This is a genomic window from Streptomyces sp. NPDC056734, assembly GCF_042790455.1.
Classification (GTDB): Bacteria; Actinomycetota; Actinomycetes; order Streptomycetales; family Streptomycetaceae; genus Streptomyces.
Genome location: NZ_JBHTZD010000002.1, coordinates 165,773 through 179,724, shown reverse-complemented (window position 1 = coordinate 179,724; position 13,952 = coordinate 165,773). Strand labels below are relative to the sequence as shown.

The 13,952-nt window shown below is 72.3% G+C and carries 16 protein-coding genes and 1 pseudogene; 12 read left to right on the top strand and 5 right to left on the bottom strand.

Going from position 1 to position 13,952, the window contains the following annotated elements; translation table 11 throughout:
- The first annotated feature begins 135 nt into the window (after positions 1-135).
- From ACFRFC_RS02810 to ACFRFC_RS02780, 7 genes are all read left to right on the top strand, one after another.
- Positions 136-900 carry a hypothetical protein gene (locus ACFRFC_RS02810; protein ID WP_382681784.1) on the top strand — a complete coding sequence of 255 codons (765 nt, stop codon included), beginning with the start codon at positions 136-138 and terminating at the stop codon, positions 898-900.
- 228 nt (positions 901-1,128) lie between these two features.
- The gene (locus ACFRFC_RS02805) at positions 1,129-1,416 is read left to right on the top strand and encodes a hypothetical protein (RefSeq protein WP_382681787.1); all 288 of its coding nucleotides are present in this window, start codon (positions 1,129-1,131) and stop codon (positions 1,414-1,416) included.
- A gap of 261 nt (positions 1,417-1,677) precedes the next feature.
- Positions 1,678-2,175 carry a DUF5949 family protein gene (locus tag ACFRFC_RS02800; protein ID WP_382681789.1) on the top strand — a complete coding sequence of 166 codons (498 nt, stop codon included), beginning with the start codon at positions 1,678-1,680 and terminating at the stop codon, positions 2,173-2,175.
- Positions 2,175-2,786 carry a vitamin K epoxide reductase family protein gene (locus tag ACFRFC_RS02795; RefSeq protein ID WP_382681792.1) on the top strand — a complete coding sequence of 204 codons (612 nt, stop codon included), beginning with the start codon at positions 2,175-2,177 and terminating at the stop codon, positions 2,784-2,786. The genes ACFRFC_RS02800 and ACFRFC_RS02795 overlap by 1 nt, the downstream gene beginning before the upstream one ends.
- A gap of 145 nt (positions 2,787-2,931) precedes the next feature.
- Complete coding sequence (locus tag ACFRFC_RS02790) at positions 2,932-3,447, top strand: hypothetical protein (RefSeq protein ID WP_382681795.1); 516 nt, start codon at positions 2,932-2,934, stop codon at positions 3,445-3,447.
- 108 nt (positions 3,448-3,555) lie between these two features.
- Entirely contained in the window at positions 3,556-4,029 is a 474-nt protein-coding gene (locus ACFRFC_RS02785) for a tyrosinase family oxidase copper chaperone (RefSeq protein WP_382681798.1), read from the top strand.
- A complete protein-coding gene (locus tag ACFRFC_RS02780; protein ID WP_382681801.1) occupies positions 4,013-4,879 on the top strand; it encodes a tyrosinase family protein in 867 nt (288 codons plus the stop codon). Before ACFRFC_RS02785 ends, ACFRFC_RS02780 begins: the two co-directional genes overlap by 17 nt.
- A gap of 135 nt (positions 4,880-5,014) precedes the next feature.
- On the opposite strand, the gene ACFRFC_RS02775 is transcribed toward ACFRFC_RS02780, so the two are convergent.
- Together ACFRFC_RS02775 and ACFRFC_RS02770 are read right to left on the bottom strand one after the other, a co-directional pair.
- Entirely contained in the window at positions 5,015-5,308 is a 294-nt protein-coding gene (locus tag ACFRFC_RS02775) for a chaplin (RefSeq protein WP_382681803.1), read from the bottom strand.
- A 139-nt stretch (positions 5,309-5,447) separates the two neighbouring features.
- Positions 5,448-6,401 carry a D-2-hydroxyacid dehydrogenase family protein gene (locus ACFRFC_RS02770; protein ID WP_382682101.1) on the bottom strand — a complete coding sequence of 318 codons (954 nt, stop codon included), beginning with the start codon at positions 6,399-6,401 and terminating at the stop codon, positions 5,448-5,450.
- Positions 6,402-6,906: 505 nt separating this feature from the next.
- Here ACFRFC_RS02770 and ACFRFC_RS02765 point away from each other — a divergent pair.
- Positions 6,907-7,629 carry an RNA polymerase sigma factor gene (locus tag ACFRFC_RS02765; RefSeq protein ID WP_382681806.1) on the top strand — a complete coding sequence of 241 codons (723 nt, stop codon included), beginning with the start codon at positions 6,907-6,909 and terminating at the stop codon, positions 7,627-7,629.
- Between the two features lie 163 nt (positions 7,630-7,792).
- Positions 7,793-8,485, top strand: a complete 693-nt coding sequence (locus tag ACFRFC_RS02760) for an alpha/beta fold hydrolase (RefSeq protein WP_382681809.1) — start codon at positions 7,793-7,795, stop codon at positions 8,483-8,485.
- Between the two features lie 197 nt (positions 8,486-8,682).
- On the opposite strand, the gene ACFRFC_RS02755 is transcribed toward ACFRFC_RS02760, so the two are convergent.
- The 3 genes from ACFRFC_RS02755 to ACFRFC_RS02745 form a co-directional block, all read right to left on the bottom strand.
- Positions 8,683-10,002 (bottom strand): amidohydrolase family protein, encoded by a 1,320-nt coding sequence (locus tag ACFRFC_RS02755; protein ID WP_382681812.1) that lies wholly within the window; start codon positions 10,000-10,002, stop codon positions 8,683-8,685.
- 379 nt (positions 10,003-10,381) lie between these two features.
- Complete coding sequence (gene paaK / locus ACFRFC_RS02750; protein WP_382681815.1) at positions 10,382-11,770, bottom strand: phenylacetate--CoA ligase PaaK; 1,389 nt, start codon at positions 11,768-11,770, stop codon at positions 10,382-10,384.
- On the bottom strand, positions 11,767-12,207 hold the full coding sequence (locus ACFRFC_RS02745; protein ID WP_382681818.1) for a hotdog fold thioesterase: 441 nt from the start codon (positions 12,205-12,207) through the stop codon (positions 11,767-11,769). The genes paaK and ACFRFC_RS02745 overlap by 4 nt, the downstream gene beginning before the upstream one ends.
- Before the next feature lie 157 nt (positions 12,208-12,364).
- On the opposite strand from ACFRFC_RS02745, the pseudogene ACFRFC_RS02740 reads away from it, so the two are divergent.
- From ACFRFC_RS02740 to paaB, 3 genes and pseudogenes are all read left to right on the top strand, one after another.
- Positions 12,365-12,502: pseudogene (locus tag ACFRFC_RS02740) on the top strand (3-oxoadipyl-CoA thiolase); the annotation flags it as partial.
- Between the two features lie 169 nt (positions 12,503-12,671).
- A complete protein-coding gene (paaA, locus tag ACFRFC_RS02735; RefSeq protein WP_382681821.1) occupies positions 12,672-13,616 on the top strand; it encodes a 1,2-phenylacetyl-CoA epoxidase subunit PaaA in 945 nt (314 codons plus the stop codon).
- Entirely contained in the window at positions 13,613-13,921 is a 309-nt protein-coding gene (gene paaB, locus ACFRFC_RS02730; RefSeq protein ID WP_382681824.1) for a 1,2-phenylacetyl-CoA epoxidase subunit PaaB, read from the top strand. Before paaA ends, paaB begins: the two co-directional genes overlap by 4 nt.
- The last annotated feature ends 31 nt before the right edge of the window (positions 13,922-13,952 follow it).

Sequence of the window (13,952 nt, the reverse complement as noted above, 5' to 3'; positions counted from 1 at the left end):
GGAGGCGGCGCGGCGGCCGGGGTGTGGTGCCACGTGCCCGCTCGGTTGCGGAGTGCGACGACCGCTCGCACGGTGGGGTGACGGCCGCGCACACCAGTGCGGCCGCGCTGTGCGCGTCACTCGAAAGGAATCCGCATGCGTGGTCTGTCCAAGCGGCGTATCGCCTCCACCGCACTCTGCGCCACCCTCGTCCTCGGGATCGCCGCCCCGGCGGTCGCGGCCGAGCACCGACCGGCCGGGGAACATGTCACCGCGGCGTCCCTGGCGCTCGTCCCCGGCGTGGACACGCTGCTCGCCCAGACCCGGAGTCTCAGTGGCCTCGGCGGTGTCCTCACCCCGGTCACCGAACTCCTCGGCACCGCGCTCAACGCCGACAACGGCCAGCTCACCCCCGACCAGGCGACCAAGCTCGCGGACGCGGCGAAGAGCGCCATCGGAGAGGTGAGCGCCGCCGCGCCGGTCGCTCCGGTCGCCCCGGTCGCACCGCCCGCCCGTGACGGCGGCGACGCCGCCGATGACGATGCCGCCGCCGATGCCGACGACAGGGCGCCCGCGGGCACCGCCGGTATCGAGGCGGACGCGCTCGCCGCGCTCCAGAAGTCGGTCGACGCCCTGATCGCGGCGGCCACCTCCGGCGACGCAGGCAAGGTCGCGCCCGCGGCGACCGGCGTGGTCACCGGCCTCGTCAACGTCCTGGCCGCCGCGCTCCTCGGCGGCGGGCTCCCCGCCCCCGACCTGGCGGGCCTGCCGTCCCTGCCGTCCCTGCCGAGCCTGCCGGTATCGGCCCCGAGCGTTCCGGCGGCGCCCAGCCTCCCCGCGGCGCCCAGCCTCCCCGCGGCGCCCAGCCTCCCGGCCGCACCGAACCTCCCGGTGTCGGCGCCGAGCCTGCCGGTGTCGTAACACCACCGGGGTCCCGCCCACCACCGGGGTCCCGCACGCTCAACGCCCACCCACCCGGGCGCCCTTCACCACGAGGGCGCCCGGTGGCGATTCCGGGCCGCATTCCCGAGCGATGCCCCGTGGGTTCTTATGATTTCTGCGCAATGGAGTTTCCGTACCGGTGAAGGGTCGTTAGGCACGGCGTCAGAATTCCCTGCGGCAGCCCCGGTTGCCGATGAAAGGAAACCGATGAAGCCCCTGAAGGCCGCCGCTGTCGTCGCCGGAACCCTGGCCCTCGCCGGCGGTGCCGCGCCCGCGTTCGCCCACAACACCGCCGACCTCACGCCCACCAGCCTGAACGGCGCCTGGAACACCCTCACCAGCGGCCGTCTGACCGCCGCCGACGCGATGCCGCTCCAGCACCAGTCCAAGGCCCTCGACACCGAGAACAAGGGCTCCGTGCTGAACACCGTCAAGGGCGCCACCACCACCCTCAACAAGGGCGGACTCCTCGGCGGGCTCCCGCTCCAGGGCTGACCTTCGGCCGGCCTTCGCGAGAAATGGCCGAAAGGGCCGATTCCATTCCCCGGGAATCGGCCCTTCGGCATTGTGGAATGCGGAATTACGGTGGTCAGGTCGCCCGGCATATTCCCCCGGACCGCCGGTACCGCACGGAAACGCCCTGTTCGAGGAAGAGGCGCCCACCGTCCCTCGTTCGTGTGGCACGGCGGCACCGCGTCCCCCGGTCGGGTGAGAACACGCGCGGCGGTGTTCGGGCCCGCCACTAGGGTCGCGCGGGTGACCACAACCACCGGCGCATCCCGCCCCTTCCACCCCGCCGACCTCGGCACGCTCGTCGTGATGGCCTGGAGCGGCGAGGCCCCCGACGGCGACATGCCCTACCTCCTCGCCTACTCCCTCGGCGACGCCGCCGACGGCCCCGACGCCACCACCGCCGCCGTCGAGCACCTGCTGACCGACAACGACCTGCCGGTCGGCGGCGATCTGGTCGACGGCAACGTCAGGCCCAGCCTCCCGGTCAGCCTGCTGGTCGAGGCCGGTACCGCCGTCGTCGCCATGCCCCACCTCAACGCCACGGTCACCCCACCGCCCGAGTGGCTCGCCGCGGTCGCCCAGCGCGGCTACGCCTACTTCGTGTTCACCACCCGCCCCTGGCCCGAGGCCCAGCCCGGCAAGCCCGTCGAGCCCGAGGCGCTCGCCGCGTTCGCCGGCGCCGACGCGACCCTGAACGCCGCCGCCCACGTCGTCCTCCCGGCCCGCAGCCTGCGCGCCTGATGACGTCCGCCGCGGGACGGCACGTCCGCACCACCGGCACCGGCACCGCCCGCGGGCTCGGCCTGCTGCTGGTGCTCACCGGCGCCGCCGGGCTGCTGGCCTCCTGGGTCATCACGCTCGACAAGTTCAAGCTCCTCGAAGACCCCGGCTTCACCCCGGGATGCAGCCTGAACCCCGTGGTGTCCTGCGGCAGCGTCATGGAGAGCGACCAGGCCGCGGCCTTCGGGTTCCCCAACCCGATGCTCGGCCTGGTCGCCTACGCCGTCGTCGTCTGCGTCGGCGTCACCCTGCTCACCGGGGCCGTCCTGCCCCGCTGGTACTGGCTGCTGTTCGAGGCGGGCGCCCTGTTCGGCGTCGGCTTCGTGACCTGGCTCCAGTTCGAGTCGCTGTACCGGATCAACGCGCTGTGCCTGTGGTGCGTCCTGGCCTGGATCGCGACGATCATCCTTTTCTGGTACGTCACCGGATTCACCGTCCGCGCCGGGCTGCTGCCCGCGCCGCGCTGGGTACGCACCCTCTTCGAGGAGTTCACCTGGGTCGTCGTGGTGGTGCATCTCGGCGTCATCGGCATGCTGATCCTCACCCGCTGGTGGGACTTCTGGACGTCCTGAGCGAGGCCCGCCCATCCACCGGACCGACTATCCCCCCGTCCCACAACTGCGGCACCCGGGGGAATTGTGCGCTCGTCGCGCGGCCGGAATCGTTGGGCCCTGCGGACGTCGATCCCAGGAACCGAAGCGAAGGACCGTAGCTGACATGAAGCCCCGCACCCGAGGAACCCTCGCCGCCGTCGTCACCGGGATGGCCGCCGCCATGGGCGCCGCCGCCTCCCCCGCGGCAGCGGCCGGGACGGTTCCCGTGCCCGTGCCGCTGGACGGCGTCGAGCACTCCCTCAACATGGAGATGCCGACCATCGCCGCCGAACTGCCGCTGCCGGTGCCGGGCGCCCCCGACGGCCCCCGCTACGTCGAGGGCCGGCTGCTCCCCGACCGCGCCCTGCCGCAACTGCCCGTCAGCACCGGGCTGCCCGGCGCCAACGTGCGCGCCCCGCTGCCGCGCCTCCTCGGCGACCGGTTCGACCATGTCGCCGTGCAGGCCCCGGCCGCCGACGTCCGGGCTCTTGCCCCCGGCCTGACCGTGGACGCCCCGCTGACCGCCCCCAACCCCGACAACTTCGGCCTCCCCGACCTCAAGCTCCCCCAGGCGGGCGTCCTCGCCCCGATGCTCCGCACGGTCCCGGGCGCCGACATCGTGATGGGCCCCGGCCTCTGAGTCACCCCCCTGCCCGCCCGGTCGGCCCTGTGGACGGTGACCGGGTGGCCCCTTGTGCGGTTAGCGGTAGCGACACAGCGCAACCGGACAACGTACGAGGAGGACACGATGGTCGTCAGGGTCGGTGGGACAGGGGAGGGGGCCGGGCAGGGGGCGGTGGCCAGACCGGGGCGGTGGTGGCGCGGGCGGCGGGCGTTGATGCGGGGGCTGCTCGGGTCGGCCGCCGCGCTGGCCGTCGCACCGCTGGTGGCCGCCTCCCGGCCCGCCCGGCAGACCGAGCCGCCACCGGACCTCGCCTTCGACGAGATCCACCGGGGCCGCCGGATCCGCGGCGCCCGCACCTCAGCCACCGCCGCCACCACCGCGCTCGCCGCCGAGCGGTGGGACGTCACCGTCGACGGCCGCCCGCTGCCGCTGATGCGCCGGGCCGACGGCGGCTGGCTGAGCATGGTCGACCACTACCGCTCGTACAGCACCCCCCTGGACGCGGCCCGCGCCGCCGTCGACGCGCTCGGACCCGGGGAGCAACTGCGGGAGACGGCCACGGCACATGGAGGGGGACACCATGGCGTACACGCGTAAGGACGTCAGCACGCTGACCGCCGCCGAGAAGCGGCGGTTCGTGAACGCGCTGCTGGAGCTGAAGCGGCGGGGCGAGTACGACGAATTCGTGCGGGTCCATATCGAGTACTACGTCTCCGACGGGGAGGGGGGACTGCGTACGGCGCACATGGCGCCCTCCTTCCTGCCCTGGCACCGGCGGTTCCTGCTGGACCTGGAGGAGGCGCTGCGCCGGATCGACTCCTCGGTGACGGTGCCGTACTGGGACTGGACACGGGAGCGGAGCGCGACGGCGCTGCCCTGGAGCACGGATCTGCTCGGCGGGAACGGGCGGTCGGGCGACCGGCAGGTGACGCAGGGCCCGTTCGCGTACGCGGAGGGCGGGTGGACCCTTCGGGAGGGCGTCACCGACGCCGAGTACCTCACCCGGGACCTGGGCCGGTCCAAGGAGCCGATCGAGCTGCCGACGCAGAGCGATGTGGAGTGGGCGATGAAGGACGCCGAGTACGACGTCTCGCCGTGGAACTCCACCTCCGCGAAGGGGTTCCGGAACAAGCTGGAGGGGTGGGGGACCGGCCGGGGCGCCGTCTCCTGGCGCAACCACAACCGGGTCCATCGCTGGGTGGGCGGGGTGATGCTCGGCGGCGCCTCCGTCAACGACCCGGTGTTCTGGCTGCACCACGCCTACGTCGATCTGCTCTGGTCGCGCTGGCAGCAGCGGCACCGGACGCACCGCTATCTCCCCGACAGGCCGCCCGCGCCGGGCACCGACCAGCACGGCCGGATCGTCGCCCGCCACGAGAAGCTGCCGCCCTGGGATGTGACGCCGGATCAGCTGGAGGAGGTCGGGGAGATCTACCGGTACGCCTGACACCGGAGCACCGGGAACGCGCGTACCGGGAATCGTCGTACCGGAACAGGGGAGAGCCCCGGCGCTCGGAGGTGCCGGGGCTCTCAGCTGTCCGTCCTCGTACGGCCGGGGGACCGCCGTACCGGACGGGTGGGCTCAGCGGCCGTAGCCGCCGCCGTAGCCGCCGCTCTTGTGGTGGCCGCCGTGGTCGCTGACGTTGGCGCAGGTGTTGCCGAAGGCCGGGTTCAGCAGGCCGACGACGTTGATGGTGTTGCCACACACGTTGACCGGAACATTCACCGGGACCTGGATCAGGTTGCCCGACAGCACGCCGGGCGAGCCGACGGCCGCGCCTTCGGCGCCCGCGTCCGCCATGGCCATGCCGGTTCCGCCGAGGACCATGGCACCCGCGCCGAGGGCGACTCCGGCTGCCTTCGCGATGCGAGACATCACGTTCTCCTTATTGACTGGGTGAGCACGGAGGCAGGACTCGCCGCCGCACGCTCCTTCAACGCCGGGGGCGGGGGCGGGTCACGGTGCGTGAGAGGGGATCACCCGTTCCGAACAGGCCCGGGGCGGGGTACGGCGGTCAGGGCAGCCGGCGCAGCGGGGCGCCGGCGAGGTAGGCCCGGATGTTCTCCACGGCCTGGCCGTAGTACGTGGCGTAGTTGGCGCGTGAGACATAGCCCAGGTGGGGAGTGGCGAGCAGCCGGGGGGCGGTGCGGACGGGGTGGCCGGCGGGGAGCGGTTCGATGTCGAAGACGTCGAGTGCGGCGCCCGCGATCCGGCCCGTGTGCAGGGCGTCCAGCAGGGCGTCCTGGTCGACGATGGCCGCGCGGGAGGTGTTGATCAGATAGGCGGTCGGTTTCAGCCGGGCGAGTTCGGCGGCGCCCAGCAGATTTCGGGTGCGGTCGCCGAGGACCAGATGGACGGAGACGAAGTCGCTGGTGGTGAGGAGGTCGTCGAGGGAGGGGGCGAGGGTGGCGCCGACCTCGTCCGTACGGTCCTGGGTGAGATTCTGGCTCCAGGCGGTCACCTCCATGCCGAAGGCGAGGCCGATCCGGGCCACCTGGGCGCCGATCTTGCCGAGGCCCAGCAGGCCCAGGCGGCGCCCGTGCAGATCGGCGCCGACGGTGGACTGCCAGGGGCCGCCGGTGCGCAGGGAGCCGTACTCGACGGTCAGTCCGCGCGCCAGGCCCAGCAGCAGCGCCCAGGTCAGTTCGACGGGCGGGGTGGACGAACTCGCCGTACCGCACACGGTCACGCCGTGCCGCTCGGCGGCGGCGTAGTCGATGACGGTGTTGCGCATCCCGGAGGCGACCAGCAGCCGCAGCCGGGGCAGCCGGGTGAGAACGGAGCCGGGGAACGGGACGCGTTCGCGCAGGGTCACGACGATGTCGAAGTCGGCGAGCGCGGCCACCAGGCTGTCCTCGTCCGCGAAATGCTCACGGAACGGCACGGTCTCGACCTGAGGGGCGAGCGCCGACCAGTCGGCCACGTCGGTGGCGATGCCCTGGAAGTCGTCGAGCAGAGCGCAGCGCAGCGGGCGCACGGGTGCCTCCCTTGATCGGGTCGCGGTGGGGTCCGACTGTAGGGGGTGGGGTGCGGTGACCGTGGAAGGGGTGACGGTTTTGTGACGGGGCGGCGGGCGGCCGGGCCGGGGTGGATCGGCGGCCCGCACCCTCCCCACCACCTGGGCTGTCGGAACCCGGAAAGTGTCAACCGGACTCTGCGGGTTCTGCACGCGTCGACCGCGACGGCGATGGTAGCTTGAAGTGGAGATAGGTTCTCCAGTTTGGGGGGATATGTGCGCGGGTTCGTCCCCTGGATCGTCTCGATCGGTGGCTCCGCCTGGGACTGGCGCCGGGGCGCGATGGCGGGGCTCATCACCGGAGCGCTGCTGCTCGTACGCGACCGGCGGCGGAAGGTGCCCACGTCCGACCGGCCCGTCCCCTTCGGTCCACCCCCGACCGACTCGCGGTCCCGCCCCGGTGCGAAGGGTCACGCGCCCGGGTGCGGGACCCCGTGTCCGCCGCGGAAGGAATCCCATGATGACGCGTGATACGGCCGACGCCGCGCCGCCCGATGACGCGGCCCTGACCCGGGCCGCACAGGCGGGCGAGGTCGCCGCGCTGGGCCTGTTGCTGGAGCGGCACCGGGCGGGCATGCGGGCCGTGGCGCTGAGCGTGCTGGGCCCGGGTGCCGATGCCGACGATGTGATGCAGGACGCGGCACTGACCGCGCTGCGGCGGATCCGTGACGTACGGGACCCGGCGGCCGTGGGGGCCTGGCTGCGGATGATCGTGCGCAACGCCGGCCGGTCCGTGCTGCGCGAGGCGCTGGTGCTGCGGCCGATGTCCGTGGACGAGGTGCACCTGCCGTCCATGGACATCGGCCCGGAGCAGTGGCTGGAGCGCACCGCTCTGCGCGACTGGGTGTGGGAGGCGCTGGAGAAACTGTCCCCGGTGCTGCGGATGCCGCTGGTGCTGCGGCACTTCGCCGGGGGCGTCGCCTCGTACGAGCACATCGCGTACGCGTGCGGTGTGCCGGTCGGGACGGTGCGCAGCCGGCTCAGCCAGGGGCGGGCCAAGCTCGCCGACGCGCTCGCCGCCACCGCCGACGGCCCGCACGGGGACGCCGAACAGCGGGTGCGGGCCAGCCGTGACGAGGCGCGGCGGATGCTGGCCGCCGCGAGGGAGCGGTCCCAAGGACCGGCCGGCCGGACACGCGGGCACCCCACCGACCGCCGGACCCTCGCCCGGGCGTCTTGAAGTCACCCTCACTTCATCCGCCGTTCATCGGGTGGTGTTAACCGTCGTGGTGCGCCGGCCTCATGGCTTGCCTGACTAGGCCGTTTGAGCGAAGCGGTAGCGGACGGTGAGACCTAGTCTGTATCGCGGCTGGCAGGACTCACAGACGACAGGGAGCCGGCACATGAGCACCGTGACAAACATCGTCCTCGTGCACGGGGGGTTCGTGGACGGTTCAGGATGGTGGGGGGTGCACGAGCGGCTGGTCGACGACGGGTATCACGTCAGCATCGTGCAGAACCCCACCCAGTCGCTGACCGACGACGTGGCGGCGGCCTTACGGGTCATCGCCCAGCATGACGGGCCCGTGGTCCTCGTCGGGCACTCCTACGGCGGCGTCGTCATCACCGAGGCGGGGCGCCATTCCAAGGTCTCCGCGCTCGTCTACATCGCGGCGTTCGCGCCGAAGCGGGGGGAGTCGGTGAACTCCCTGATCTCCGACCCGCCGCCCGGAGCGCCCGCCGCGCCGCTGCTGCCGCCGCAGAACGGGTTCCTGTTCCTCGACCGTGAGCACTTCCGGGCCGCGTTCGCCGACGATCTGCCTGCGGCGCAGGCCCGGTTCATGGCCGACTCCCAGGTGCCGTGGGGGGTGGAGGCGCTCAACGGGGCGGTGGGGGAACCGGCGTGGCAGACGAAGCCGACGTGGTATCTCGTCGCCGCCGACGATCGGATGCTCCCGCCGCTTGCCCAGCGGGCCATGGCCGAGCGGGCGGGGGCGATGGTGGCGGAGGCGCCGGGGAGCCATGCGATCTATGTTTCTCAGCCGGATGCGGTTGTTGATCTGATCAAGCAGGCGGCGGCGTCTGCGGCGCCCTGAGTGCCGGGGGCGCCTCGGGGGTGCGGTGGGGATTCGGGGTGCGGGTGGAGTGTGGCTGGCCGCGCCCACGCGGCGGAGCCGCATATTGATCCAGCCCCGCGCCCCTTAGGGCGATGCGGTTCGCGTGTTCTGAAGGTGGGCCGTGACCCCTGACGGGTGGGCGGGGTGGGCGGTTTGTGCCTTGCCCCGCACGCGCGTCATCGGATGATGCGGGCCGTTGCCTTTCCTGCCTCGGTCTGGGCCTCCCGGCGGTCCACCCAGGTGGGTTCGCCGTTGGTCAGCACGTGGTCGCCTGCCACCCAGACGTCTGTGATGGGTCGGGAGCCCGCTGCCCACATGAGATTGGCGATCAGGTGGGTGTCGGTGATGTCCAGGCCGGCGGTGAAGTGGGGGCCGTCGACGGAGACATGGGCCATGTCGGCCCAGTTGCCCTCGCGCAGGCTGCCGATGTCCGTACGGCCGAGGGCCGCCGCGCCCGCCGAGGTGGCCAGCAGGAACGCGTCCGCCGCGCCCAGGGCCATCGGGTCGGCGGCGGCGAGCCGGGCGAACATCATCGCCAGCCGGGCCTCCTCCCACAGATCGAGGTCGTCGTTGCTGGCGGGCCCGTCGGTGCCCAGCCCGACGGCGACCGAGGCGGCCCGCAGCGCGCCGAGGCGGGCGGTGCCGGAGGCGAGCTTGGCGTTGGAGCCGGGGCAGTGCGCCACCCCGGCGCCCGACCCGGCCAGCGTCGCGATGTCCTCGTCGGACAGATGCACGGCGTGCGCCGCCAGCAGCCGCCCGTCCAGCAGCCCGGTCTGTTTGAGGAGCTGGGGTACGGAGCCGTACCGCTCGCGGGTCGCGGTGTCCTCGGCGAGGGTCTCGGCGACATGGATGTGCACCAGCGCGCCGCGCCGCGCGGCCTCCTGAGCCGTGTGCCGCAGTGCCTCGGGCGGCAGGGTGTACGTGGAGTGCGGGCCGTAGCAGAGTTCGACGCGTTCACCGGGGCCGAAGCGCAGTCCGTCGGCGTCGATCCACCGGCCGATCGCGTCGATGTCGCCGCGCCAGTCGCCGCCGGGCCGGTCGAAGTAGGCGGGCGCTATCAGGGTGCGGCTGCCCGCCTCAAGGGCCGCGTCGGCGACCTGCTCGGCGTGCGCGTACATCTCGGCGCTGGTCGTCACCCCGTACCGGAGCATCTCGACACAGCCGAGCAGCATGCCCGCGCGGGCGTCGGCCGGGGCCATCCGGGCCTCGGCGGGCCAGATGACCTCCTGGAGCCAGCGCAGCAGCGGCAGATCCCCGCCCAGGCCGCGCAGCAGGGTCATCGGGGAGTGCGCGTGGGCGTTGACCAGCCCGGGGACGAGGATGCCGGTCAGCCGGGTGCGGGGGGTGTGGTGGGGGAGGGCGGGGGCGGTGCGGGCGGGGCCGCAGTAGGTGATCCTGCCGTCCGCGCCCACGTCCACCGCCGCGTCCCTGAGCACGGAGCAGGACGGGTCGGCGGGCAGGACGACGGGGGCGAGATAGCGATGGGGCGTGCGCATAGGAGGCGGTTCATCCCGTGGGTGAGGGCCGGCCTGTGGGGGGCCGGGGGTGGGCGGTGCGGAAGTCAGTCAACAACGTCCGTCAGGATGTGCCCCACCGGGACAGGCCGATCCGGCCATCCAGCGCGCCCGCTCCTGGTCAGCAGATCCTTCTCGCCGGAGTTCCGGGGCGACGGCGGTCCTGTCGCCGCTGCATCCGGTGAGCACGAGGGGCCCGGCGACGGCGAGGGCGCTGGGCATGGACTTGAGCGTCAGGTCGGGTCTCCGGGTGGTGGGCAGTGGACGCCCACAAGACGGCACAGGGGCCGCCGTGTTCGCTCCCCGATGCGTTAACTCACTTACCTGGGAGGGGAGTTACTCCCGCCGCGCGGGACGGGAGTTACTCACCCCTCAGGTCCTGCACCCGCTTCAGCTTGCCCAAGGAGCGTTCCAGGGTCTCCGGGGGGACCACCGCGACGTCCACGCTGACCCCGATCGCGTCCTTGATGGCCCGCGCGATGTCCTTCCCGGCGCTCTCCCGGCGGGCGGTGTCGCTGGTGGGCCGGGCCTCGACGCGGACCGTCATGTGGTCCAGCCGGCCCCGGCGGCTCAATTGGATCTGGAAGTGCGGGGCCACGGCGGGTGTGCGCAGCACGATCTCCTCGATCTGGCTGGGGAAGACATTCACCCCGCGCAGGATGATCAGGTCGTCGCAGCGGCCGGTGATCTTCTCGATCCGGCGGAACCCGGGGCGCGCGGTGCCGGGCAGCAGCCGGGTCAGATCCCGGGTGCGGTAACGGATGACCGGCAGCGCCTCCTTGGTGAGCGAGGTGAACACCAGCTCACCGCTGTCCCCGTCGGCCATCACCGCGTCGGAGAACGGGTCCACGATCTCCGGGTAGAAGTGGTCCTCCCACACATGCAGCCCGTCCTTGGTGTCCACGCACTCCTGCGCGACCCCGGGGCCGATCACCTCCGACAGCCCGTATATGTCCACCGCGTGGATGTCCAGGCGCTCCTCGATCTCCCGGCGCATCTCCTCCGTCCAGGGCTCGGCGCCGAAGATGCCGACCTTCAGGGAGGTGGTCCGCGGGTCGATGCCCTGGCGCTCGAACTCGTCCAGCAGGGTGAGCATGTAGGACGGGGTGACCATGATGATCTCGGGGCGGAAGTCCTGGATGATCCGGACCTGGCGCGCGGTCATGCCGCCGGACGCGGGGATCACCGTACAGCCCGCCCGTTCGGCGCCGTAGTGTGCGCCCAGGCCGCCGGTGAACAGGCCGTAGCCGTAGGACACATGGACCTTGTGGCCGGGGCGGCCCCCGGCGGCGCGGATCGAGCGGGCGACCACGTCGGCCCACACCGACAGGTCGTGCTCGGTGTAACCGACGACCGTCGGACGGCCTGTGGTGCCGCTGGACGCGTGCACCCGGCGCACCCGCTCCATCGGCACGGCGAACATGCCGAAGGGGTACGTGTCGCGCAGATCGGCCTTGGTGGTGAACGGGAAGCGGGCGAGGTCGTCCAGGGCACGGCAGTCCCCGGGGCCCACCCCGGCCGCGTCGAACTTCTTCCGGTACAGCTCCACATGGTCGTAGGCGTGCCGCAGGGTGGCGCGCAGCCGGGTCAGCTGGAGGGCGCGCACCTCCTCGCGCGACAGCCGCTCGGCGTCGTCCAGCAACGCCTCGGGGAGGGGGTCGCCCCGGCGGGGTGGTGCTGTGTCCTGGCCGGGGCGGGCGGGTCGGCCCGGCCCGCCGGTGGTCGCCCGCGCGGTTGCTTCGCTGCTCATCGCGGCTCCTCGTGCTGCGCTCCGCGCAGAGTCCGGCTGCGGCCCCGGAACTCCGCGATCACCTCGTCCCGCCGTCGGTCCCCCGGGGAGTGTCTTTGCGGGGCCGCTCGTACGACCCGCACGTCGTGGATGCCGCTGCGCCCGAAGCGGGTGCGCTCGCGCGCGGTGGCCACCACGACATCACCCTCGTACGCGGGGGCCACGAAGTCGATGTCGCAGCCCGCGGCGACCGTCACCGGGCCGTCGCCGTTGCAGGCGCAGGCGAGCGCCGTGTCCGCGAAGAGGAAGACACAGCCGCCGTGCGCGATCCGGTGCCCGTTGACCTGCGCGGCCGTCACCGTCATCCGCGCCACTGCGGTCCCGTCGCCGTGCCGGATACCCCCGATACCTGGGATGTCATCTCCACCACCTCGTGGAACCCACCTCGTGGAACCCACCTCGTGGAACCCACCTCGTGGAACCCACCTTGTGAACCGACCGAACATTCGGTTAGCGTGCGGCGTGGTCAAGTAATCCAGCAAGACCCCAGGCTGTCAAGGGGGGCATCGCCGGATCCGGCCCTGTCGTAGCCCGTCGCCGTGGAGGAGCCTGCCGATGCCCGACGTCTATCTGGTGGACGGGGCCCGCACCCCGCAGGGCCGCTACGGCGGTGCCCTGGCCGCCGTACGCCCCGACGATCTCGCGGCGCTGGTGCTCAAGGAGGCCGTCCGCCGTGCCGGGGTTCGCGGGGAACTGCGCGAGCGACCCCCGAGCACCCGCACCCGAAACTCAGGCTCATCGCCCCGGAGCCCAGGCTCATCGCCCCGAAACTCAAGCTCGCCGCGCTCAGGGCTTGCGCGATCCGTGGGGAATCACCGTATGATGAACCGAACGAATGGTCGGTTGGGAAGGTGGGAGGAAGATGCGGGACCTGGAGTCCTACTTCGACGCGACGATCGCGCGTGACCAGCGGATCGAGCCGCGGGACTGGATGCCGGACGCGTACCGCAGGACGCTGGTCCGCCAGATCGCCCAGCACGCGCACTCGGAGATCATCGGCATGCAGCCCGAGGGCGAGTGGATCACCCGGGCGCCCTCGCTGCGCCGCAAGGCGATCCTGTTCGCCAAGGTCCAGGACGAGGCCGGGCACGGCCTGTATCTGTACTCGGCCGCGGAGACCCTCGGCGCCGACCGCGACGACCTGACCCAGCGGCTGCTCGAAGGCCGCCAGAAGTACTCCTCGATCTTCAACTACCCCACCCCCACCTTCGCCGACGTCGGCGTCATCGGCTGGTTCGTGGACGGCGCCGCGATCTGCAACCAGGTGCCGCTGTGCCGCAGCTCGTACGGCCCGTACGCGCGCGCCATGGTCCGGGTCTGCAAGGAGGAGTCCTTCCACCAGCGCCAGGGCTATGAACTGCTGATGACGATGATGCGCGGCACCGACGCCCAGCGCGCGATGGTGCAGGAGTCGGTGGACCGCTGGTGGTGGCCGTCCCTGATGATGTTCGGCCCGCCCGACGACGACTCGCCCAACTCGGCCCAGTCCATGGCCTGGAAGATCAAGCGGCACAGCAACGACGAACTGCGCCAGCGGTTCGTGGACATGACCGTGCCGCAGGCCGGGAAACTGGGCGTCACCCTGCCCGACCCCGAGCTGCGCTGGAACGAGGAGCGCGGCCACCACGACTTCGGCACCCCCGACTACAGCGAGCTGAAGCGGGTCATCAGCGGCGACGGCCCGTGCAACGCGCAGCGCATGCAGCGCCGTATCAGCGCGCACGAGGACGGCGCCTGGGTCCGCGAGGCCGCCACCGCCCACGCCGCCAAGCAGGCGGCCCGAGCCCGAGCGGAGGCCGTGGCATGACCGGTGCGGAGCAGCAGGACAAGCAGGGTGGCTGGCCGCTGTACGAGGTGTTCGTGCGCGGCAAGCGCGGACTCAACCACGTCCATGTCGGCTCGCTGCACGCGGCCGACGACGAGATGGCCCTCACCCACGCCCGCGACCTCTACACCCGGCGCAACGAAGGCGTGAGCATCTGGGTGGTGCGCTCCGAGCACATCGCGGCCACCAGCCGCGACGAGAAGGACCCGTTCTTCGCGCCGAGCGCCGACAAGGTCTACCGCCATCCCACGTTCTACGACATCCCCGAGGATGTCCCGCACATCTAGGAGCCCGAGGATGAGCGACATCACGACAGGC

What these genes read in the sequence shown, in the direction of transcription:
- paaA (WP_382681821.1), top strand. Translation starts at nt 12,672, where the DNA reads ATGCGGGACCTGGAGTCCTACTTCGACGCGACGATCGCGCGTGACCAG.
- ACFRFC_RS02780 (WP_382681801.1), top strand. Translation starts at nt 4,013, where the DNA reads ATGGCGTACACGCGTAAGGACGTCAGCACGCTGACCGCCGCCGAGAAG.
- ACFRFC_RS02790 (WP_382681795.1), top strand. Translation starts at nt 2,932, where the DNA reads ATGAAGCCCCGCACCCGAGGAACCCTCGCCGCCGTCGTCACCGGGATG.
- paaK (WP_382681815.1), bottom strand. Translation starts at nt 11,770, where the DNA reads ATGAGCAGCGAAGCAACCGCGCGGGCGACCACCGGCGGGCCGGGCCGA.
- ACFRFC_RS02755 (WP_382681812.1), bottom strand. Translation starts at nt 10,002, where the DNA reads ATGCGCACGCCCCATCGCTATCTCGCCCCCGTCGTCCTGCCCGCCGAC.
- ACFRFC_RS02785 (WP_382681798.1), top strand. Translation starts at nt 3,556, where the DNA reads ATGGTCGTCAGGGTCGGTGGGACAGGGGAGGGGGCCGGGCAGGGGGCG.
- ACFRFC_RS02805 (WP_382681787.1), top strand. Translation starts at nt 1,129, where the DNA reads ATGAAGCCCCTGAAGGCCGCCGCTGTCGTCGCCGGAACCCTGGCCCTC.
- ACFRFC_RS02775 (WP_382681803.1), bottom strand. Translation starts at nt 5,308, where the DNA reads ATGTCTCGCATCGCGAAGGCAGCCGGAGTCGCCCTCGGCGCGGGTGCC.
- ACFRFC_RS02795 (WP_382681792.1), top strand. Translation starts at nt 2,175, where the DNA reads ATGACGTCCGCCGCGGGACGGCACGTCCGCACCACCGGCACCGGCACC.
- ACFRFC_RS02760 (WP_382681809.1), top strand. Translation starts at nt 7,793, where the DNA reads ATGAGCACCGTGACAAACATCGTCCTCGTGCACGGGGGGTTCGTGGAC.
- paaB (WP_382681824.1), top strand. Translation starts at nt 13,613, where the DNA reads ATGACCGGTGCGGAGCAGCAGGACAAGCAGGGTGGCTGGCCGCTGTAC.
- ACFRFC_RS02765 (WP_382681806.1), top strand. Translation starts at nt 6,907, where the DNA reads ATGATGACGCGTGATACGGCCGACGCCGCGCCGCCCGATGACGCGGCC.
- ACFRFC_RS02810 (WP_382681784.1), top strand. Translation starts at nt 136, where the DNA reads ATGCGTGGTCTGTCCAAGCGGCGTATCGCCTCCACCGCACTCTGCGCC.